General features: G+C 36.8%; 19 protein-coding genes and 1 other annotated feature. Of the genes, 2 read left to right on the forward strand and 17 right to left on the reverse strand.

Annotated elements, in window-relative coordinates:
* Window positions 1-15: 15 nt before the first annotated feature.
* The 5 genes from GHD00_RS09395 to GHD00_RS09415 are packed head-to-tail and all read right to left on the reverse strand — an operon-like array spanning window position 16 to window position 5342.
* Window positions 16-1653, reverse strand: a complete 1638-nt coding sequence (locus GHD00_RS09395) for a GspE/PulE family protein (protein WP_163537905.1) — start codon at window positions 1651-1653, stop codon at window positions 16-18.
* 21 nt (window positions 1654-1674) lie between these two features.
* Entirely contained in the window at window positions 1675-3120 is a 1446-nt protein-coding gene (locus GHD00_RS09400) for a DUF7305 domain-containing protein (RefSeq protein ID WP_205600735.1), read from the reverse strand.
* Between the two features lie 51 nt (window positions 3121-3171).
* Window positions 3172-3591, reverse strand: coding sequence for a PilW family protein (locus GHD00_RS09405; protein ID WP_163537907.1), 420 nt, complete (start codon window positions 3589-3591; stop codon window positions 3172-3174).
* Window positions 3592-3596: 5 nt separating this feature from the next.
* Window positions 3597-4037 carry a type IV pilus modification PilV family protein gene (locus GHD00_RS09410; protein WP_163537908.1) on the reverse strand — a complete coding sequence of 147 codons (441 nt, stop codon included), beginning with the start codon at window positions 4035-4037 and terminating at the stop codon, window positions 3597-3599.
* A 36-nt stretch (window positions 4038-4073) separates the two neighbouring features.
* Window positions 4074-5342, reverse strand: a complete 1269-nt coding sequence (locus GHD00_RS09415; RefSeq protein ID WP_163537909.1) for a bifunctional folylpolyglutamate synthase/dihydrofolate synthase — start codon at window positions 5340-5342, stop codon at window positions 4074-4076.
* Between the two features lie 81 nt (window positions 5343-5423).
* Between GHD00_RS09415 and GHD00_RS09420 the strand changes: the two genes are divergently transcribed.
* Window positions 5424-6326, forward strand: coding sequence for an ATP-grasp domain-containing protein (locus tag GHD00_RS09420; RefSeq protein WP_163537910.1), 903 nt, complete (start codon window positions 5424-5426; stop codon window positions 6324-6326).
* A gap of 18 nt (window positions 6327-6344) precedes the next feature.
* Here GHD00_RS09420 and GHD00_RS09425 read toward each other — a convergent pair whose 3' ends face one another.
* The 4 genes from GHD00_RS09425 to GHD00_RS09440 form a co-directional block, all read right to left on the reverse strand.
* On the reverse strand, window positions 6345-8996 hold the full coding sequence (locus GHD00_RS09425; protein ID WP_163537911.1) for a valine--tRNA ligase: 2652 nt from the start codon (window positions 8994-8996) through the stop codon (window positions 6345-6347).
* Window positions 8997-9062: 66 nt separating this feature from the next.
* Window positions 9063-9291: a binding site (T-box leader), on the reverse strand.
* A 59-nt stretch (window positions 9292-9350) separates the two neighbouring features.
* Window positions 9351-10130 carry an ABC transporter permease gene (locus tag GHD00_RS09430; RefSeq protein ID WP_163537912.1) on the reverse strand — a complete coding sequence of 260 codons (780 nt, stop codon included), beginning with the start codon at window positions 10128-10130 and terminating at the stop codon, window positions 9351-9353.
* Window positions 10127-10765 (reverse strand): ABC transporter ATP-binding protein, encoded by a 639-nt coding sequence (locus GHD00_RS09435; RefSeq protein WP_163537913.1) that lies wholly within the window; start codon window positions 10763-10765, stop codon window positions 10127-10129. Before GHD00_RS09435 ends, GHD00_RS09430 begins: the two co-directional genes overlap by 4 nt.
* 250 nt (window positions 10766-11015) lie before the next feature.
* The gene (locus GHD00_RS09440; protein ID WP_163537949.1) at window positions 11016-12224 is read right to left on the reverse strand and encodes an NAD(P)/FAD-dependent oxidoreductase; all 1209 of its coding nucleotides are present in this window, start codon (window positions 12222-12224) and stop codon (window positions 11016-11018) included.
* A gap of 317 nt (window positions 12225-12541) precedes the next feature.
* Here GHD00_RS09440 and GHD00_RS09445 point away from each other — a divergent pair, with 317 nt between their 5' ends.
* Window positions 12542-12730, forward strand: coding sequence for a hypothetical protein (locus GHD00_RS09445; protein WP_163537914.1), 189 nt, complete (start codon window positions 12542-12544; stop codon window positions 12728-12730).
* Here GHD00_RS09445 and GHD00_RS09450 read toward each other — a convergent pair.
* The 8 genes from GHD00_RS09450 to hemA all read right to left on the reverse strand — a co-directional run bounded on the left by GHD00_RS09450 (window position 12727) and on the right by hemA (window position 21834).
* The gene (locus GHD00_RS09450) at window positions 12727-13740 is read right to left on the reverse strand and encodes a phosphotransferase (protein WP_163537915.1); all 1014 of its coding nucleotides are present in this window, start codon (window positions 13738-13740) and stop codon (window positions 12727-12729) included. The genes GHD00_RS09445 and GHD00_RS09450 overlap by 4 nt on opposite strands.
* A gap of 507 nt (window positions 13741-14247) precedes the next feature.
* Entirely contained in the window at window positions 14248-15345 is a 1098-nt protein-coding gene (spoVID, locus tag GHD00_RS09455) for a stage VI sporulation protein D (RefSeq protein ID WP_163537916.1), read from the reverse strand.
* 251 nt (window positions 15346-15596) lie between these two features.
* Window positions 15597-16889: a glutamate-1-semialdehyde 2,1-aminomutase gene (hemL, locus tag GHD00_RS09460; RefSeq protein WP_163537917.1), complete on the reverse strand. Its 1293-nt coding sequence runs from the start codon at window positions 16887-16889 to the stop codon at window positions 15597-15599.
* An 18-nt stretch (window positions 16890-16907) separates the two neighbouring features.
* On the reverse strand, window positions 16908-17891 hold the full coding sequence (hemB, locus tag GHD00_RS09465; RefSeq protein ID WP_163537918.1) for a porphobilinogen synthase: 984 nt from the start codon (window positions 17889-17891) through the stop codon (window positions 16908-16910).
* Complete coding sequence (locus GHD00_RS09470) at window positions 17888-18649, reverse strand: uroporphyrinogen-III synthase (RefSeq protein ID WP_163537919.1); 762 nt, start codon at window positions 18647-18649, stop codon at window positions 17888-17890. Before GHD00_RS09470 ends, hemB begins: the two co-directional genes overlap by 4 nt.
* Before the next feature lie 26 nt (window positions 18650-18675).
* Complete coding sequence (gene hemC / locus GHD00_RS09475; RefSeq protein ID WP_163537920.1) at window positions 18676-19611, reverse strand: hydroxymethylbilane synthase; 936 nt, start codon at window positions 19609-19611, stop codon at window positions 18676-18678.
* A gap of 24 nt (window positions 19612-19635) precedes the next feature.
* On the reverse strand, window positions 19636-20454 hold the full coding sequence (locus GHD00_RS09480) for a cytochrome C assembly family protein (RefSeq protein ID WP_163537921.1): 819 nt from the start codon (window positions 20452-20454) through the stop codon (window positions 19636-19638).
* Between the two features lie 18 nt (window positions 20455-20472).
* On the reverse strand, window positions 20473-21834 hold the full coding sequence (hemA, locus tag GHD00_RS09485) for a glutamyl-tRNA reductase (protein ID WP_163537922.1): 1362 nt from the start codon (window positions 21832-21834) through the stop codon (window positions 20473-20475).
* Window positions 21835-21978: the final 144 nt, after the last annotated feature.

A 21978-nucleotide genomic window follows, 5' to 3' on the forward strand; every position in this document is an offset into this window, starting at 1 on the left:
TCAATTCATCTACAACTACAATACTTCATCTGTTTCCGCCACAACACGAAGCACTTCTTCTAATGTTGTCAATCCTTGTTTTATTTTATCTAACCCATCATCTATGAGAAATGTCATTCCATTTTGTTTGGCGTAAGTTTTGATTTCCGTAATCCCTTTTTGATTCATCATCATATTTCTTACTGTATCATCAATCACAAATAACTCATGAATCGCCATTCTTCCTCGATAACCAATTCCTTTACATGCCGAGCATCCTTTTCCTTCATAGACGGTTGGAACCTCATGATTCCTTTTTACAAAAATATGTCTTTCCATTTCTGTCACAGCTCTCGGTTCTCTACAATCGGGACAAACCATTTTTACTAAACGTTGTGCCATTACTGCCGTTAGAGAAGATACTATTAAATATGGCTCTACTTCCATATCAAAAAGGCGTGGAATCGCATCAATAGCACTATTCGTATGTAAAGTGCTTAATACTAAGTGACCTGTTAAAGCAGAGCGAATGGCAATTTCAGCTGTTTCTGTATCACGAATTTCCCCTACCATAATAACGTTAGGGTCTTGTCGTAAAATAGATCGAAGTCCTTTTGCAAAAGTAAGGCCAATCGAATTGTTGACTTGTACTTGATTAATACCTTCTATCTGATATTCTACAGGGTCTTCTACTGTTACCACATTAACGGAATCATGATTAATTTGATTTATCGCTCCATATAAAGTGGTCGTTTTTCCAGAGCCAGTAGGTCCTGTAATTAAAATAATACCAGAAGGCTGCTGGATTACTTTCTCGAATAATTTTTTGTGATGGCTGGATAAATGCAGCTCTGATAAATGTTTAAATGCTGTACTTAAATCTAAAATTCTAAGGACAATCTTCTCTCCAAAAAGCGTAGGCAAAGTAGAGACACGTAAATCGATTGGTCGACCATCTACGTCAATTCGAACTCTCCCATCTTGTGGTAACCTAGACTCCGTTATGTCTAAGCCTGAAAGAATTTTTGTTCGAGCAATTAATGCACTTTGGACTTGTTTTTTTAATGTCTTTTCCGTTCTAAGCAAACCATCCACTCGATATCGAACATGAATATGAGATTCTTGTGGTTCTAAGTGAATATCACTTGCTCTCAGCGCAACACCTGTTTGTAAAATTTGATCTAGAATACGAACGGCTGGGGCATCATCTTCCACCTCGACTCCAGATCCCACCATGTCATGATCATAATATTTATTAATAGATTGTAAAATCTCTTCCTTGGAAGCAATCACCGGTTGCACTTGAAAACCTGTGGCCATTTCCAAATCATCTATCGCAAAATAATCCATCGGGTCGCTCATGGCTACGGTAAGGTCATTATCTTTTTGTGCTATTGGAATTAAAATATGTTCCTTGGCAAATTCCATTGAAATTTGACGTGCTGCATTTGGATCAACAGGATAATGGTATAGTGTGACACTTTGTATACCAAGTTGTTGCTCCAATACATCTGTTAATTGTTTCTCGGTAATATAACCTTGCGCCAAAAGAGCATCCCCTAGCTTTTGCCCCTCTTGTTTTTGTTCAAGGGCTTGTAAAATTTGCTCTTCGGTTATAATATCAGCAGATTTTAACAATTCACCTAGCTTTATCTTTTTAAAACGAATGGCCATACTCAAACACCTTCTCTTGATCTAATTTTCTACAGGCCGCTCTTCTTCTATCAGTCCGTCAGTAGAGCTTTCTCCTATATGAAATGGTAAATCATATTTAAATAAATCAAAGGGGTGATAAATAATATCAGATGCCCCAGATAACCGTAATGTCTTTGCTATTACCGTTCCTCTAATGGTCGTACTACTGTCTCCTACAAAATCTGCAAACGGTGCTAAAATAAATGCTTCATTATCACTGCTTCCGCTCATTTCTATATAACTTCCACCAGTTATGATTACGCCATTAAATCCTCCACTGCCTGTACTCATAATATCCGCATCCTCTGCAAAAATTGTCCCCGTCACTTTTTGAGAACCAATTATCGTGAATTCTCTATTGTTACCAGATAAATATAAATTTAATTGCTTTGGATCTCCACCATCATTGATGGACCCATTTCCATTCATGGACAATTCTTTATCCACATATAGGCTTAAAGATCCTGATCCTACCACATTAATTTGCCCATTATTAATATCCAATGAACCAACGGTTAATTCTCTATCTTCACCGCCAGTATCTACATTTAAGGTTCGGTTACCTGAAATAGATATTTCTTCAAGTGACATATCTTGATCCACTTCTAAAGTGTAACCATCCGTACTTTTTTTATCGATTGTTAACTTACCATCTTCTAACACATTATTACCGTCAACTGTTTCATCTTCTGGCGTATCATATTCAGGAGTTGACGGGAAAGAGGCAAATATCTGATCAATGGAACCATTGTCAATTAGATTTGTCACTGTTTCTACAGGCGGCAATTCGCCATTATATTGATCACTATTGATAACTGTTTCTTCAGCCCCTTCAGGCACATAGATGGTACTATTTGAAAATTGAGCATTGTCCGTTATTTCTATCGTTCCCTCATTCGTACAACTGGTTCCAAAATCCCCTGTAATCGAGCTATTCTTTTCTATGATGATTTGTGTAGATTGACAACCAACAGAGCCACTTCCGACATAAGATGATAAATTGTCTGGTATGTCAATCATATCAGAAGTTTTCCATCGTAGCGTTATTTGCTTAGAAATATGTCGCTTTTGATCTCCTATGACACCAGTAGAAGTAATTAAATATTCCCTAGGATTTTGATTTGTTTGGGCTTCAATCTTTAATTGGAGTTCGGGATTTTCACCAAAATGTTCAGAAAAAGATTGATTTTCTACTAGTTCTTTAATCGAAATAATCTCTCCCTCTATTTTTTGAAAAAAATCTGCTTCATTACTGGATCCGTCATATACATTAATCACGGCTTTTTCCAATTGATCAGAGGCAGTCGTTATCCCAGATTCTGCAATATAATAACTAGCATGATAACTTCTATCAACAGTATTTAAGTGAAAATGTCCAGTTGAGACCGTTAGTAATGATATGGATAAAATCGAAACTATAAGTAATACCATTAAAGTAATGGTCAAACTAATACCTTCTTCTTTTCGACAAAAGGTTAAATACCTCACTTTAAACGCCTACCTTCGAAACATGACTACTGTGGAAATGGTCTCTTCTTGGGCAAACTCACTCGTTTTACTTGATATCGAGATTTCAATCTGCTCAGCATCAAACACTACTTGAAAGTTAGTAATACTATCTGCTATTACCGCTTCATTTTTTATTAAACTGTCCTTTTCCCAATAATATTGATTTGGTCCAACATGTAAGACAGCTTCCTCATACTTAATAGATTCTTGTTTTACAGAACGAATATCTTTCGTCAATTCCGTTAAAGCACCTCTTACATTCGATTGCTGCTCTATTTTAGCTGTCTGTGTCAGAAACTGTTTTTGGGTGAAAAGATAAATAGAGCCAACTAGCATCATAATAACGGATAGCAATCCTATAACAGCTAACAGCTCTATTAATGTAACTCCTTTTTGATTTCGAAACATCTGATTCATCTCCATTTATAAGCTGTCTCTAATTGGCTTACTAGATGTTCGCTTTGGCCTATCCTAAATACTTTTAGTAAGATCTTCTTTATTTTACTATCGATAATAGAATCGGAAAACGTTACTTGAATCCTGTATGAGTCTTTTTGTATTTGATAAATGCGGGCGTTTTCTTGTTGTTCAACTAATATAAAGCCTTGCTTTTCTAATTCACTCCACATTTCTTCGTAAGTCATCGTTTGACTATATTGATAGATAGATTCGATTTGATCTTGTCCAATATATTGTGCCTCTATAGAATGCTCGGATTTTAAATTGGTCTTAGACACAAATGCAAAGACAGCAAAAAAGGAAACAGTAATCATGGATAATATCGTAACAGATACCAATACCTCAACTAATGTAAAACCTTTTTGATCATGAAAATAGTTAGCTTTTTGAATCAAATCGAACCCTCCCTCTTTCCCTATTATACATATTATCTAGGTCTTAAGATACATTTTCATTTTTTCAACAAAATGCAATGATCCTGTTATCATGACAACGTCTTCTGTTCTAACAAATTCTTTTAAATAATACCATGCCTGGTAAGGATCCGGAATATAATCAACGTCAAGATAATCCACATCTTTGCTAGATAAAGAACGAGGGTGATCAAAACTTGTCACCACTACAGAGTCCGTAACACCATGGAGGATGTGAATCATTTCTGAAATGGCCTTATCACGAAAACCACTAAATAACACATGTATAGATCTATCCCCGAAATGTACTTTCATTAGTTTAGCTAATTGATCCATGCTTGCCTGATTATGAGCTCCATCTACATAAATTTTTGGATTTTCGGATATTAACTCCAACCTATTAGACAATTTAGTTTGCTCAAATCCAACATGAATAGCATCATTAGATAACTCTATCCCTTTTTCTTGCAAAAGGTTGATCACCATCATCGCATTAGCCGCATTTTCCATTTGATGACTGCCGATCATCTTAATCATTAAAGGTATTTCTTCACCCTCTGCATACCAAAGAAAGGATTGCTTATCATGGGAAATTTGATCAGTTCGGATCTTAAAATCCTTCTGATATTGATAAGTCGGTGCATGTTTGCGCTCAGCTTCTTGCAAAACTACCTCTAATGCTTCCTTTTTTAAATTTCCTATCACAACAGGGATCTGATCTTTAATAATACCTGCTTTATGTGCTGCGATCGAAGCCAAAGAATTTCCTAAAAATTGCATGTGATCATAATCAACCGTTGTAATCACCGAAACCGTTGGTGAGACTCTATTTGTAATATCTTCTTTCCCGCCCATGGCTGCTTCAATTAATGCTATATCAACATTTCCCTGGAAATAAAGCAATGAGATTATCATTAAAATTTCGTATTCCGATGGTGCCATATCCATTTGATCCATTTCATTTATAATAGGTATTATTTCATTAAGAATAGAGACAAAGTCCTCTTCTGTCATCGATTGTTCGTTTATGTAAATATGATCCAAAATGGTAGGCAGGCCTGGTGACATAAAAGCCCCCACTCTGTATCCACCTTTTACTAAAACTTTTTCAATGTATTTTAAAGTGGAACCTTTTCCGTTTGTACCTGCAATATGGATTGTATTTATTGCTTTCTCAGGATGCCGGCAAGCTTCTAAAAGATAATCTAATCTTTCTAACCCCGGCTTTATCCCTAGTTTTTTGCGGCTATCCAAAAATGTTGTTGCTTCATTAAAATTTTGGAACATATGTAAAACACCTTCTTATTTTAAAATATGAACTATTACATGTATTATAGCAGTTATGAGATATGGATGGGAGAGATAAAAATGCAAGGATGGGTTATACATAATGGTCATTTAAGTTCAACACGTTTTTTACAATTCCCAAAAGCCATTCAAGAGGCAAGCCTTAAAAGGAAAGTCGGAATGTCTCTCATGACTAACGATACTTGTACTAGTATGGTTAGTGATCAAGGGATACAACTTGATAGTTCCGTAGATAGCAAGCTGCCGGATTTTGTCATTTTTAATGATAAAGATATAGCACTTGCAAGACAGCTAGAAATGCTTGGTATTCCATTATATAACAATGCTGAAGCGATTGACTTATGTGACAATAAAGTGTATATGTATCAGCAGTTAGCTAAAGAACGTTTGCCGATTCCGAAGACAATATTAGCTCCCAAAGTTTTTACAAAAGTAGAAACACATCGAATGGAGCACTTCTTATCTATTGCAAAAAAATTAGGTTTTCCGCTTGTCATTAAAGAAGGATACGGTTCATTTGGTGAACAAGTTCACCTGGTGCATGATCAAAAGGATTGTACAGCCATCATTCAACAAATGGAAAATCGGCCCTTTCTATTTCAGGAATATGTGGAATCTAGTTATGGAAGAGATATTCGGATATTTGTTGTTGGTCACAGAGTAGTAGCTGCCTTAAAGAGATACTCTGTCAATGACTTTCGAGCTAATGTCCATCAGGGAAGTGCAGTCGAAGAGTATATTCCTACAGAAGCAGAAAAAGAGCTGGCATTAAATGCGACAAGTGCAGTACAAGCAACTTATGCAGGTGTTGATCTGTTATTTGGACCAAATAATCAACCAATTATTTGTGAAGTCAACACAAACGCTCATATCGGTACAATTTACCGCCATACAGGTGTTAATGTAGCTGATCATATTATCGATTATATCATCCATGACTTAACAACAAAGAAGCACACCTAATCAGAGGTGTGCTTTTGCTTAGTTTTGTAATTCTTCGATTCTTGCTTTGACGCTTGCTCGTTTCTCGATATAATCTTTTTGTTTTTCTTTTTCTGCATCCACTACATGGGCAGGAGCCTTATTGACAAATCCTTCATTGGATAATTTCTTATCGACTCTCTCGACTTCTTTGTCTAACTTTTCTAACTCTGCTTCTAGTCGTTTTAATTCTTTGTCAATATCAATTAAACCTTCTAAAGGCAAGTATATATCGGCTCCTGTTACAACAGCAGACATTGCCTTTTCCGGTGCTGTAACATCCGTATCAATCGTTAACTCGCTAGGATTACAGAAACGATCCAAATAAATACGGTTTTGTTCTAATTGTTGCACCACTTCTGCATCTTTTGCCTGAATATAGATTGGTATTTCTTTGGAAATCGGAGTGTCCACCTCAGCACGGATATTACGAACAGAGCGAATAATCGCAACAAGACGCTTCATCGTTTCAGATGCTTCCTTATTACTTAGGTCATCTTTTACTTCTGGCCAGGCTGCACGTACGATGGACTCCCCTTCATGTGGTAATTGCTGCCATATTTCTTCAGTCACAAAAGGCATAAATGGATGCAGCATACGCATCGTATGATCTAGTACATAAGCCAAAATCGAGCGTGTGGTTAATTTCGCTTTCTCATCTTCTCCGTAAAGTGGGAGCTTCGCCATTTCAATATACCAATCACAGAAATCATCCCAGATAAAGTTATACAAATGACGCCCCGCTTCACCAAACTCATATTTATCCACATTTCTAGTAACTTGTTCAATCGTTTCATTTAAACGAGTTAAAATCCATTGGTCTGCAACAGATTTTTCCCCAGTTAAGTCGATTTCCTCGTATTTAAACCCATCCATGTTCATCAAAGCAAAACGAGATGCATTCCAAATTTTATTTACAAAATTCCAAGTGGATTCAACCTTTTCCCATTGGAATCGCAGGTCCTGACCAGGACTAGATCCGGTTGCTAAGAAGTAACGTAATGAGTCTGCGCCATATTTATCGATTACTTCCATTGGGTCTACACCATTTCCAAGAGATTTACTCATTTTTCTTCCTTCCGCATCACGTACAAGACCATGAATTAACACGTCTTTAAATGGACGCTCGTCGTTAAATTCTTTAGATTGGAAAATCATTCGAGCTACCCAGAAAAAGATAATGTCATACCCTGTCACAAGTACGTTAGTTGGGAAGAAGTGCTTAAAATCTTTATCCTCTTCATTTGGCCAATTTAAAGTAGAAAATGGCCATAACGCAGACGAAAACCATGTATCTAATACATCTTCATCTTGTTCCCAATTTTCCATATCCTTCGGTGCTTCTTTTCCAACATACATTTCACCTGTTTCTTTATGATACCATGCCGGAATGCGGTGTCCCCACCACAATTGACGGGAAATACACCAATCGCGAATGTTTTCCATCCAGTGAAGGTACGTTTTTTCGAATCGATCAGGTACAAAATGAACTTTTTCTTCGTCAGATTGCTGTTGCATTTTTACTGCTTCATCCGCTAATGGCTGCATATCAACAAACCACTGTGTAGAAAGATATGGTTCTACAACCGCACCGCTTCGTTCAGAGTGCCCTACAGAATGCATATGCTCTTCAATATCAAATAAAATACCATCTTCTTGAAGGTCTTTGACGATTTGTTTACGACATTCGAATCGGTCTAAACCTTTATATTTTCCAGCATTTTCATTCATTGTGCCATCTTCATTCATGACAAGCACACGCTTAAGTTGATGTCTATCCCCAATTTCAAAGTCATTCGGGTCATGGGCAGGGGTAATCTTCACCGCACCTGAACCGAATTCCATATCCACATAATCATCTGCTACAATTTCGATTTCACGTCCAATAATCGGTAACTTTACTTTTTTACCAATTAAATGTTTATAACGTTCATCCTCTGGGTGTACAGCGACTGCCGTATCCCCTAACATTGTTTCAGGACGTGTTGTCGCCACTTCGATATGGCCAGAGCCATCTGCGAGTGGATATCTCATATGATAAAAATGTCCCTGTACATCTTTGTAAATTACTTCAATATCAGATAATGCGGTTTTCGTTGCTGGGTCCCAGTTAATAATATATTCGCCGCGGTAAATAAGCTTCTTTTCATAGAGCTTCACGAACACTTCTCTAACTGCATCAGAGAGACCTTCATCTAAGGTAAAACGTTCACGAGAATAATCCAAGCCTAAACCTAATTTCGCCCATTGTTCGCGAATAAAACCTGCATATTCTTCTTTCCAGTCCCAAGCTTTTTCTAAAAACTTTTCTCTCCCTAAGTCATAACGGCTAATGTTTTCTTCTCTTAGTTTTGCTTCTACTTTGGATTGGGTAGCAATACCAGCATGATCCATACCCGGTAAATACAGTACATCATACCCTTGCATTCTTTTAATTCTCGTAATAATGTCTTGCAGTGTCGTATCCCACGCATGCCCAATATGCAACTTACCTGTTACATTTGGCGGCGGAATCACAATGGTAAAAGGATCTTTTTCCGTATCCCTTGCTGCCTCAAAATATTTTCCATCTACCCATTTTTGATAGCGACCCTTCTCTACTGCAGTCGGATCATATTTGGGTGGTAAATTCACTTCATGCTTCTCTGACATGAAACATTCCTCCTTTTTATCGTTAAGTAAACGGCTAAGAACATAAAAAAATCCTTTTCTCCTTCTAAAAAGGACGAAAAGGATTTTTTTCCGCGGTACCACCTTTATTTATAAGTAAGATACTTATACACTTCATACAAGATAACGGCTTGTTACCGACTTTATCTACTATCCATTTCAATAAAGCTGCTCGGAGGCTACCTTCTAACACCTTTTATTCAAGGAAGCTTTCCAGCCTAAGAGCTTCCCTCTCTTTTGAATAGTATGTTGTACTCTTCCTCTTCATTGCATTTTAACGTTAGTTGTTCATTATAAGTTATTTTATACAAAATGGATCAAATTCGTCAAGAATAATTATACATGCAGCTGCGCATATTTATTAAAAAAAGTTTTATAACCAAAATATAAAAATATAATCACGGTTAAAGAAACACTTCCCGTAATGCCTAGCATTATAGCAATTTGATATTTAATGGCATCCATTGGACTTGCTCCAGAAAGAATAACCCCTGTCATCATACCAGGTAAAAAGACAATTCCCATACCAACCATACTGTTTATGGTTGGTAGGATAGCTGAATCAAAGGCATGATTAACAATGCCTTGTGATGCTTTGTTCGGAGTAGCACCTAACATTAATGCCGCCTCCACTTCCTTTCTGCGAGCCTGAAACCCTTCCACTAAACTGCTTACACCTAAAGTAATACCGGTCATTGAATTACCAATTAGCATTCCTGCAATCGGTATGAAGTATCTAGGGTCATACCACGGGGAAAATTGTGCGACGATAAAATCAAAGTAAAGGAAAGAAAATAATGTTCCCGTCACCATCGCAATCGCAATGATTTTTTTTAAATGGTTACTCATCGAATGCTTTGTGCGCTTAAAAATATTAAATATCGCAAAAGTTTGCATAATAACTAATACAATCAGGGAATAAAGCATATTTTCATTTTCAAATATGAAAGTTAACACATATCCAACTAACACTAGTTGGATGGTCATACGAAAAGTTGCAATTAAAATTTCCTTTTCTCTCGAAATTTTCCACCACTTAACAATCGCTAATAAAATGAGAATAAATATATATGCTGTAGATAATTGCCAAAAAGTAATATCTAGCATTTCGTTCATGTCACAGCACCTCGTCTATTTAATATATCGCTCATATATACGACTTGATCCGCATATTTCTCCGCTACTTCCTTGGAGTGGGTCACCATAACAGCTGTTTTCTGGTGGGTTCGAATAAACTCTGTAAACACATCCATTACTAAATGCTCTGTATTCTCATCTAAAGCAGAAGTAGGTTCATCCATTAAATAGACTTCAGCTTTCATTAGTAAAACCCTTGCTAATGCAATTCGCTGTTTTTCTCCACCGGAAAGTTTACTGGCATCCTCGTCTAAAGATTTATCTAATTTCAATTTTCCTAACATTTTTATTAACGTTTGGTCATCTTCTAATTCTCTTTCTGCGAATTCCAAGCCTTTTTGGAGATTTTCTCGTACTGTTTCATCAAAAACGATTGGGTCTTGACCGAGCATGACCACTTCTCGTCTTAGCTCAACTGAAGGGAATTCTTGAATCGGTTGACTCTTATACGTAATTTCACCATCATCTGGCGATAACATTTGATTAAACATTTTTAATAAAGTGGATTTTCCGCTACCACTCTCTCCGAAAAGGCAAATAATTTTGTGATCAGGTATTTCTAACTTATCAATATGTAAAATATTCTTATAAATTAGCCCGTTAACCGTAAACATAGGATCCCCCTTTCTGTCATTATCGACCATAGTTTCCCAATTATACATAAGGTATTTAGTTCACATAAAAAAAGCAGATACTTGGTAACAAGCACCTGCTCTTCATATTATCGGAAATCTCGAGTATCTTCAACTTTTCTTGATATAAGTATATAGGCAATGGTAGCCACTGCTGTCAAAAGTGTATAAAGCAACGTATTTTTCATCCTTGATTCCTCCTTTAACTCACACATATCCCTCTCTTACTTTTTTAGAAAGGTCGGAATTTCCCTTTTTTCAATACAAGTTTTGGTCCGCCTAATAAGAATAAATAACGATCATCAATCACATTTTTCATCGCTTTCGCTTGGACACCATATAATTTATAGCCATCAAATATTTTACCCATAGCTTCTTTACCGCCTAATGAGGCCACCGTACCTTTATCATCAAATTGAAACTCCTCTAAAGTACCACCATACATCATCGTTCTAATATTATGAGCACATGTGTCTGCCTCTTGCATTGCAATTTGGGCTGTTGGCGGATAAGGACGACCTGTTTCTTTGTTCATCACCCAGGCACAATCACCAAGAATAAACACGTCGTCATGCCCTGGGGCTTTTAGAGTTGGTTCTACATTTACTTTGCCTTTTGTTAATTCAAAACCTGACTCTCCAACAATACTGTTCGCTTGGACGCCACCAGTCCATACAATGGTAGCTGCTTTAATCTCCTCTTTTTCATCACCAAGAATAACAGCATCTTCTTTTACTTCTTTAATCATAGTACCTAATTTAAATTGAACTCCTCGAGCAGTTAGGGAGCGTTTCGCATAATCGACTAGCTCTTCATCGAAACCTGGAAGTACCGTATCCATTGCTTCCACGTTAATAATTTTCACTTTATGACGCGGTATATCATATTTCTTACATAATACTGGAACACGCTCAGCAAGCTCGCCTACAAACTCAATACCTGTAAAACCTGCTCCGCCGACAATAATCGTTAGTAAATCATCTGAAGCATCTTCCTCGTATTTATAACGAGCAAATTGATATTCAATATGATCACGAATCATGCGGCTTGTATCTACACTTTGAATAGAAAATGCATTCTCCTGCATACCAGGAATACCAAATGTTGCTTTTTCGAATCCTAATCCGATAACTAAAAAATCATAATCTAACTCTCCATTTTCCAGTTGGACTTTCTTTTCATCTTTGTTAATTTTCACAACCGTATCTTGTACAAAATGAACGCGTTTCGTGTCAATCACATCTTCTATCATAATACGTGAACGATTGACGTCAATCGTTCCAGCAGCCACTTCATGTAACCAAGTTGTTTGATAATGATAGTTATGTTTGTTTACAAGCGTAATTTCCACTTCTCCAGGCGCAAATTGCTGAGTTAAACGTTTGGTTGTCATCATACCAGCATACCCTGCACCTAGGACGACAATTCTTGGCGTATTCATAGACAAAGTCGATCCTTCCTTCCCTATTGTATTTATTATTTAGATCCAAACTATAGTAGTTTGTGTAATCAACTAGAAATGATACGGTAGCTAAACGTCAATTTTTTTTACAAATCTATGTAATTCTTACAACAGTATCAGTATAACAAATCATGATATAAGCGTCTAACTCCCTACATGATGAACCATGTATTACTTGTATTGTTATTCCCGAGTGATCCAAAATTAAACATATTTATTCATAAATACACAAATAAATAATTGTCGCATAAAATGTACTATGATAGATGTTTATGTCTTAGAAAGAGGTGGATCTATTGTCACGTTATTATCGATATCGGTTACCACCATGGGCTAGAGAATGGATTCTTATTTGTGAAAGGTGTATTCTGCCGATTGTTGTCTTCCAAGGAATCCGTACAATCTTTTTTCCCACTAGCTTTGATGTGTTATTACTGGGTATTCTAATCGGCATTTTAATTGCTTTTCAACTGGAATGGATTTAATTTGCCTCTTCATTTTTTCTTGTTAATGTGCTCGCTATATGCTCTTGTAATTGGTAATGAAACATTAATTTACGATATTCTCTTTCTAACATTATAACACTATCTATTTGAGGAGTTGTTACCTCTACATCCATATAAGAGTGTATACATTGAAGCCATGAATCTGGAGATAATAGCTCCATAACCAATAGACTTTTCTCAAAATCAGAGATAGGAAGGTATCTACCATAAACATCAAACGCTTCCGTGACCTTAGGTAAATCTATATCGTGGAAGGATCCTATATGAGAGAAATAAAGAACTAAATCATGTATAGCAGGGGCAAAGTGAGCATATTCCCAATTCAATAAATAGGTTTGATCATAAGTGGAAACAAAGTGTGTAAGCTTAAGATTACCGTGACATAGGCTATAGTTCATGTCAGCAGTTTCACCTAATGTTTCAAAGTGAATCTCCTGCCAATGATCTAACTGATACAAAAGAAAATCTATATCACGATACGTCATGCACACTTGTAGTTCAAATGGAGACATAAACCTTTTCGCCTCAAAATAACGAACATACTGCAATAGTTGTTCACGAAATATTTGGGTTTGATTTCGGTAATATTCTTGATAGGATTCTTGACTGTTTTTAATGGATGAAAGGTCGTGTTTATGAATGGTGGCAGCATGTAATTTGCCTAAGCTGTGAAAAAGGGATGCATACTCATGTGAAGGTCTATCTAATGCATGGTTTTCCACCCAGGGCATCAAATAATAGATGTTTTCATCCTCAGCATAAAATGGCATTTGTTGATTGGTTAAATAGACTGGTACAAAGCCATATATTTGTTGCTGTTGGATATATTGGTATAATGCTAGCCATCGTCCAATCGATTCCTTGGTCAAATGAGAATGCTTTAATGCATAATTTTGTGATCTTGTTTGAATTTTATATACTCTATTTGTCACTTGATATATTTCTATCGGTTCAATCTCATAAGCTTTTGCTAGTTGTTTCCAATCCATATACACCCCTCCATCAGTTCTTTATTCATATAAAACACTTGGCTTATACATTATTACAATTAAGAAACGCTGTTTTCTAAAAGATTGTTATTTTTCTAATTGCGCAATATCCATAAACTGTGCAGTAACTTTGGGGAAGTTTTCCTCCGCTTGTCTCGATGAGTGCGTAATCGGCTGCGGAAAAACACTCGCTTTCCGGGGGCAGCACCTCAGCCAGGGGGCTACTTGAAATAACACCTTTGCTCCCTTGCACCGAGGAAGCTGAAGCGTTGCCCGCGGAAAGCGAAGTATATTTCCGAAGCGTCATTTAAACTCTCACCCTACAGTATTGCGCAGTTTGGTTCTATTGTGTAGTAAAAACACAAAGAATACGAAAAGATACTTAATGAAAAACTTGATCCAACACCGTCTATTTCACATATACGCCAACAATAAAACCTATATGCTAACGCAGTTGTTATGTTAAAGAAAAAATCCCTTGTTGCTAATGCAAGGGATTGTCATGTTTTATTCTTCTATCGAGATAGGAATATAGATTAATTGTCCAGGTGTAATGTCTTCATCATCTAAACGATTCGTTCGCATAATCTGCCTAGCCGAAACGCCGTACTTTTCAGCAATTTCATTCATATGATCACTTGGTTGAACAATGTATAGCTTTAGCCTGCTATAAGCAGATTCTTCTTCATCCGTAAATATATTTAATAAATATGAGGAGTCCTCTTCTGAGGCTTCGGATCTGCTTTTTAATTGTATCACTTCTTCTACTGGTTCTTCTTCCAGTTCGTCATCTTCTTCTACAATTGGTGTTTCCGGATCGTTACTCAGATATTCTTCCTCTCTTGTAATTTCATCTTGGAAATCTTGCTCTGCTCCTTCTTGTTTTGCAAGTTCTAATTCCTCTTGGTTTTGTTCATCCGAATAGTCCATATCATCACCTGCTTCATCCATTATTCTTCCATCTGATATACTCTCACCAGTTTGTTCCTCATACACCTCTTCACTCCATTTCTCTTCCTCTTCTTCACTTTCTCTATTTTCCGAAACCGATAAAATATTCTCCTCGTTTTCTTGTTGTTGCTTTGGATCACCCTCAGTTTGTTCCTCTACTACAAATTCAAATTCTCCATCCTCAAGCCTTCCTTCTCTATCATTTGTAAAAGCTTCCAACGACTCGTCATCATGTTCTTCTGTAAGCCCATAAATAGCTAATGTAGCTTCGATCTTCATTTCTTGGTCAGATGGTAACTGATAATCAAAATAATCTACTTCTACCGAGACATCCTTCGGTGATGCTACCCTATCCATCGGAATCGTAATATCCACTAAGAGTTTATGAAAAAACTCACAGACACTCTCTGAGACGGAATCTACTCTTTCCACATAGGTGAGATTTCTATTATCATTTTCTCCTAATCTATCTTGTAAATCCTCATCTTTTACATACTCCCCTTTTAATTCCATAACCCCTCGAATGGAAAGCGTATCATCTAATTCCTCAACAGACATAACCGGCTCTAAACCTATCCCTAGCATTTCTTTGATTTTTTGATCATGATGAAATGCAATCTCTTCGTTTACATCAAAATGAAATGGTGATTGCAAAATACTTCCTCCTTCCTCCTTGCTCAAACGTACTAGCATTTCCATAAAAATATATGTACAAAGCTGGTTATTTATGAATAAAAAAACTTGCTAAGGTGCTTTAGACCTTAGCAAGTTTTTCTTACCGTATAGGAATGTATAAATTATCAGCAAGGAAGTTATCACGGCGTAGTGGGCAATTTTAGGAATATAGATAAGCGCATCTAGGCTATCGCGCTGCGCCTAAAGGCTTGGCTGAACCTGAGTTTTCTTTAAGATTGCTTCAATTTTGAAAAAGCTTTATCTGCTGCTTGAATAGTTTTTTCAATGTCTTCATCTGTATGAGAAGTAGATAAGAACAATCCTTCAAATTGAGATGGCGGAAGGAAAATACCTTCTTCAATCATACTGCGGTAGTAGGCTGCAAAAGCTTCAACGTTGGAGCTGCTAGCAGAATCATAATTGATGACTGGCTGATCTGCAAAAAAGATACCAACCATTGAACCAGCTCTGTTAATTTGAATGGAAACTTGATGTTTTTCCGCTGCCATTTGATAACCTTCCACTAACCGATCTACTTTTTCATTAATTTCTTGATAAGCTTCTTTCGTCATTTGTTTTAAAGTCTCTAAACCTGCAGTCATTGCTAAAGGGTTACCGGATAGAGTTCCAGCTTGATAAATATCACCGGTTGGTGCAACGTTCTCCATAATCTCTCTTTTTCCACCATATGCTCCAACAGGCAATCCTCCACCGATTACTTTTCCCAGGCAAGTTAAATCCGGTGTCACATCAAAATGTCCTTGCGCACAATGATAGCCTACACGAAACCCAGTCATGACTTCATCAAAAATGAGCAAAGTATCATGATCGGTAGTAATCTCACGTAGTTGCTGTAAAAATGCTTCTTGAGGCGGAACTACTCCCATATTACCTGATACTGGTTCTACAATAACAGCCGCAATGTCATCTCCAAACTGTTCAAAAGCATAACGCACACTTTCCATATCATTGTAAGGAACTGTTATTGTATGTTCTGCTACACTTTTCGGAACTCCAGGGCTATCTGGTAATCCTAATGTTGCTACACCAGATCCAGCTTTAATTAATAAAGAATCACCATGTCCATGATAATTTCCTTCAAATTTTAAAATTTTGTTTTTCCCTGTATATCCTCTTGCTAATCGTAATGCACTCATCGTTGCTTCTGTCCCTGAATTAACCATCCGAACCATTTCAATAGATGGAACACGATCAATCACTAACTTTGCTAGCTCGTTCTCTAATCTAGTTGGTGCTCCAAAACTTGTCCCTTTCTCTGTTACTTTCTTTAGTTTCTCCACGACATGTTCATTGGCATGACCAAGTATTAATGGCCCCCAACTCAACACATAATCAATATATTCATTGCCATCAATATCAATTATTTTAGAACCTTTTCCATTTTCCATAAAAATCGGATCGAGGCCTACTGATTTAAAAGCACGAACAGGGGAGTTTACTCCGCCAGGCATTAAATCGACTGCTTCTTTATAAGCATCTATTGATTGTTGATTTGCTACCATGATTTCTCACCTTCCTGATTAATGATCTTCTTTTAACCATTTTGCTACATCTTTTGCAAAATAAGTAATAATAATATCTGCACCAGCACGTTTCATTGCTGTTAATTTTTCTAATACAACAGCTTGTTCATCGATCCAACCATTGAGGCTGGCCGCTTTTATCATCGAATATTCGCCACTTACATTATAAGCAACAACTGGTACTGGATGTTGATTTTTAACATCCCGAATAATATCCATATAAGATAATGCTGGCTTTACTATTAAAAAGTCAGCTCCTTCGTCCATATCTGATTGTGCTTCTCTCAATGCTTCTAAGCGATTAGCCGGGTCCATTTGATACGTTTTTCTATCGCCAAATTGCGGTGTGCTGTCTGCAGCGTCACGGAACGGACCATAAAAAGCTGAAGCATATTTAACTGCATAGGACATGATTGGAGTATCCGTAAAACCAGCCTCATCTAATCCTTGACGAATGGCTGCTACAAAACCATCCATCATATTAGATGGTGCAATAATATCCGCACCTGCTTGTGCTTGAGTCACAGCAGTTTTTACATGTAATGGGAGTGACTTATCATTATCTACATCTTGCTGATGAATCACGCCGCAGTGGCCGTGTGATGTATATTCACAAAGACATGTATCTGCGATAACCAGCAATTCATCCGTTTTTTCTTTGATTTGGCGGATGGCTTGTTGGACAATCCCTTCTTGATCATAAGCCCCTGATCCTACTTCATCTTTTTCTTTTGGTACACCAAACAGCAAAACAGATGGTATACCTAAATCCAGTAACTCATCTATTTCTTGATCTAAATAGTCTAATGAAATTTGAAATACCCCTGGCATGGATGGTACTTCATTTTTAATTTGATCCCCTTCCACAATAAATAATGGGTAAACCAAATCTTCTTTATGTAATATAGTTTCTCTTACAAAAGACCGCATCGTACGTGAATGACGCAGCTTACGGTGTCGCCTAAAGTCTAGATTAGTCATCGATTCTCACCTTTTCTTTCTTCGTATTGAACATATTCCACTAATACTTTAATCATATCTACTGTGGTGAAACGATTTGGATAAACAACACGCTGATATCCGTTAGCTTCAAGATGATTGGCAGTTGTTTTTCCAATCGCTACACATATAAGCTTTTGCTTAACGACTGGTAATAAAGCCGCATCCATCAAATGATCAAATTGATCGACAATAGAAGGACTTGTGAAAAAGCATGCATCTATATTTTGATCAGCAAATAATCGATGCAATGTCTCTTTCCCTTCCATATTCTTTATTGTACGATAAAGGACGACCCTTTGAAAATCGACTTGCTTTTTGGTTAATAGATTTGGTATCTCTTCACGTGCTCTATTTCCACAAATCAAAGCGATTCGTTGATTACTGCCATAACGATCTAAGAATTCACTCACCATGGAAGAACCTTGAAACACACTCGGTTGAAAGTCAACTTGCAACCCTATTTCCATCAGCTTATTGGCTGTTTTTTCACCTACTGCAGCTATTTTACAAGAAGGATGAATGGACAAGCTCTCGATATACTGTTGAAAGAAATCCACTGCGTTCCCACTAGTGAAAAATAGCCAATCTGTAGTTTGATCTAGTTGCCTCATGGTATTGTCCAAGCTACTTGAGAGAATAGGCTCAAACCGAAGAAGAGGTACATGATAGGGAATAGCCCCTGTTTGTTTTAACAAATCCATAAGAGGTGCTGCTTTTCGCTCATCTCTTGTAATCAATACCCTCTTCCCAGTTAAAGGAAAAGTCATCCTTGTTCATTCTCTTCTATCGCTTCATCCACTAACTCCTGAGCACCTTGCGCTTTTAACTTCTCCGCTGCAAATTTCCCAACTTCTTTTGGATCTTTACCAGTTACGACTTCTTTCAATACTGTCTTTCCATCTGTACTTGCTACTAATGCAGTTAATACAATCTCATCACCATCTAAATAAGCATAACCGCCAATCGGTACTTGGCAGCCGCCGTTTAATAAATGTAAGAAAGTACGTTCAGCGGTTACCGTTTTCGTTGTATAGTCATCATTAATTTTTTGAAGCATCTCTAGTAACTCCGTATCATCTTCGCGGCATTCGATTGCTAAAGCCCCTTGCCCTACAGCAGGAACACATACTTCTGGCTCTAAATATTCTGTTACGATATCTTCACTCCAGCCCATTCGCTTCAGACCTGCTGTAGCCAAAATAATCGCATCAAAATTCTCTTCTTTTAATTTGCGTAATCTCGTTTCAATGTTACCGCGTATCCAATGAATTTTTAAGTCTGGCCTTGCTGCTAAAATTTGGGAACCTCGTCTTAAACTACTTGTTCCAACTACCGAACCAGGTTTTAAATCTTCTAAAGGAACATGGTCATTGGAAATAAAAGCATCTCGATGATCCTCTCGCTCAGGTATAGAACCTATGATTAATCCTTCTGGCATCACCGCTGGCATATCTTTCATGCTATGAACAGCAAAGTCAATTTCATGATCATACATTGCTTGTTCAATTTCTTTGACAAAAAGGCCTTTCCCGCCCACTTTAGAGAGTGTAACATCTAATATTTTATCCCCTTTTGTCACGATCTTCTTAATTTCAAAGTCATATTGATCTCCAACATGTTTTTTCAGTTGTTCAATTACCCATTCTGACTGTGTCATAGCAAGGTTACTTCGCCTTGACCCAATTACAATTTTACGCATGCGACATGCTCCTCTCTACATCTATTAAAAGTGAAAATTCGATAAAGTGTTAAATAAAAAAAAGTTAATCAATAAAACAAAAAAAGATAATACATTAAGTCTTAAGATAGCTTTCCCACGATAATTACCTTGTACTCTCATAAATAAGTACCAGCTATAAATAAGAAAAACAAAAATAGAGCCAACTGTTTTACTATCTCCCCAGTAAAATTCAGCGCCGCTCATATACGCCCATACAACACCTAGAATAATAGAGATAATAAGTAACGGTACAGCTAAAACGATAATCTGAAAGGCACGTTTTTCTAAACCTTCTAAATCTTGAAAACGCCGAAGCCAATTATACCCTTTCTTCGACTTTAAGAGCTTATACTGCATAAAGAACAAACATGCAAGTATAAAAGAAACCGTAAACAGGCCATAAGAAAGAAGAGCTAACATAATATGGGCTGCTAAGATTTCATTCAGCACATTCGGTATTTGTGTTGCATCCACAATTTGTGTCGACCGTATCGTGTGCAGAATCATGACAATAAAGCCGAATATACTCATAAAAAACATAAAAAACTCAAGTTTAAAGAAATAGTGTACAGATAATGAAAAGGTAATAACCATCCAAGTATACGTATACAAACCATCATTAAATGTTTGAACTGGGAAAGAGGATGTTAGGACTATTTCTGTTAATAAAAAAATGGTTTGAATAACCCAAACCATTGAAAGAAACCAGAAAGCAATACGGTTTGCTTTCTGATTATGGTAAAGAAAATCTATAAAATAAAAAATAACACTAAGTCCATAGAAAATTAACATGCCTTCTTGAATAAAACGTTCTGCAAACATAAAGGAATACCTTCCTTTTTACGAAGTAGACACCTGATGCAACTTCTGATATTTAGCTTGATTTGTTTTTTTATTGCTGTTTTCAGAAAAAACTTTCACACTATCTCCTTCAATTTCATCCTCTATATCGAAGATCTTTTTAAAGAGTCCAAGAGCTTCTTCCGCATCCTGTTGACCTGCTAATTCTTTTGCTTGTAGAATCGGTTGCTTTAACAATTGATTCACAATACTTTTCGTATGTTTATTTAAGACTTTTCGTTCACGTTCTGTTAAGTTAGGCATCTTTCTTTCAATACTTTTCATCGTATCTTGTTGAATGGTTAAAGCTTGCTCACGTAATGCTGTAATAACAGGTACAACACCTAACGTTTGAATCCAATGATTAAATGCTACAATCTCTTCCTCAATCCATAACTCTATGGTTTGGGCAGCTTCTTTTCTAGCTTCTAAATTGGCAACAACTACATCTTGCAAATCATCTATATCATATAAGAACACATCTTCCAGTTCAGCTAACTTTGGATCAAAATCTCTTGGTACTGCAATATCAACTAAGAACAAAGGTCTGCCTTTTCGCTGTTTTTCAATGGACTGATAAGAATCTTTTTGAACCATATATTGGTTCGCGCCAGTTGAACTAATCACGATATCAGCATCAATTAAAAGTTCACCTAAAGCCTCTGTTGAACGAGCATCCCCATTAAATTTATCAGCAAGATCTTCTGCCTTTTCCACTGTACGATTCACCACGGTTATTTTTTCCGCACCTGAACCGTATAAGTTTTTAGCTGCTAATTCTCCCATCTTGCCAGCACCAATAATGACAATATGCTTACTCTTAAGCTCCGTAAAGATTTTCTTAGCTAGTTCTACTGCCGCATAACTTACAGAAACAGCATTTTCATTAATATTTGTTTCACGCTGACTGCGTTTACCAATTGTAATGGCTTGCTTAAACAACTCATTAAATACCGTTCCAGTAACCTTATTTTCTTGTGCCTGTAAAAAGCTTTGTTTGACTTGGCCAAGGATTTGCGTCTCACCCATGATCATGGATTCTAATCCACATATTAAACGAAATAAATGTTCTACGGCTGCTTCGTTTTCATATATGATCAAGTGTGGGGCAAACACTTCTTTATCAACATCAAACCAATCCGCTAAAAATTGCTTTAAAAAATATCTCCCTGTATGAAGCTGGTCAACTACTGCATATATTTCTGTCCGATTACATGTCGATACAATAACATTTTCTAATATGCTTTTTCTCTCTTTTAATTCGTTCATTGCCTCTGTCAAAGTATCTTCATGGAAAGCTAATTTTTCACGAACTTCGACAGGGGCTGTTTGATAGTTTATCCCTGCTGTTAATATGTGCACAATATCTACCCCCAAAAAAACAAAAGCCTAGCATCTACCACCTATTATAACATGTATTTTCTATGAATAAGTGATGAATTTATGAACAGTTTGATTATAAATATGATAAGATAACAAAGTGAGTATAATTTCATTTTCATACGT

This window comes from Gracilibacillus sp. YIM 98692 (genome assembly GCF_010993965.1).
Lineage (GTDB): Bacteria > Bacillota > Bacilli > Bacillales > Amphibacillaceae > Gracilibacillus.

Excerpts from the sequence above, each read along its gene's own strand:
- hemB (WP_163537918.1), bottom strand. The coding sequence starts at position 17,891 with ATGACTAATCTAGACTTTAGGCGACACCGTAAGCTGCGTCATTCACGT.
- GHD00_RS09415 (WP_163537909.1), bottom strand. The coding sequence starts at position 5,342 with ATGTTCCAAAATTTTAATGAAGCAACAACATTTTTGGATAGCCGCAAA.
- GHD00_RS09450 (WP_163537915.1), bottom strand. The coding sequence starts at position 13,740 with ATGGATTGGAAACAACTAGCAAAAGCTTATGAGATTGAACCGATAGAA.
- GHD00_RS09405 (WP_163537907.1), bottom strand. The coding sequence starts at position 3,591 with ATGTTTCGAAATCAAAAAGGAGTTACATTAATAGAGCTGTTAGCTGTT.
- GHD00_RS09480 (WP_163537921.1), bottom strand. The coding sequence starts at position 20,454 with ATGTTTGCAGAACGTTTTATTCAAGAAGGCATGTTAATTTTCTATGGA.
- GHD00_RS09420 (WP_163537910.1), top strand. The coding sequence starts at position 5,424 with ATGCAAGGATGGGTTATACATAATGGTCATTTAAGTTCAACACGTTTT.
- GHD00_RS09435 (WP_163537913.1), bottom strand. The coding sequence starts at position 10,765 with ATGTTTACGGTTAACGGGCTAATTTATAAGAATATTTTACATATTGAT.
- GHD00_RS09395 (WP_163537905.1), bottom strand. The coding sequence starts at position 1,653 with ATGGCCATTCGTTTTAAAAAGATAAAGCTAGGTGAATTGTTAAAATCT.
- hemL (WP_163537917.1), bottom strand. The coding sequence starts at position 16,889 with ATGGTAGCAAATCAACAATCAATAGATGCTTATAAAGAAGCAGTCGAT.
- GHD00_RS09440 (WP_163537949.1), bottom strand. The coding sequence starts at position 12,224 with ATGAATACGCCAAGAATTGTCGTCCTAGGTGCAGGGTATGCTGGTATG.
- GHD00_RS09430 (WP_163537912.1), bottom strand. The coding sequence starts at position 10,130 with ATGAACGAAATGCTAGATATTACTTTTTGGCAATTATCTACAGCATAT.
- GHD00_RS09425 (WP_163537911.1), bottom strand. The coding sequence starts at position 8,996 with ATGTCAGAGAAGCATGAAGTGAATTTACCACCCAAATATGATCCGACT.
- hemC (WP_163537920.1), bottom strand. The coding sequence starts at position 19,611 with ATGCGTAAAATTGTAATTGGGTCAAGGCGAAGTAACCTTGCTATGACA.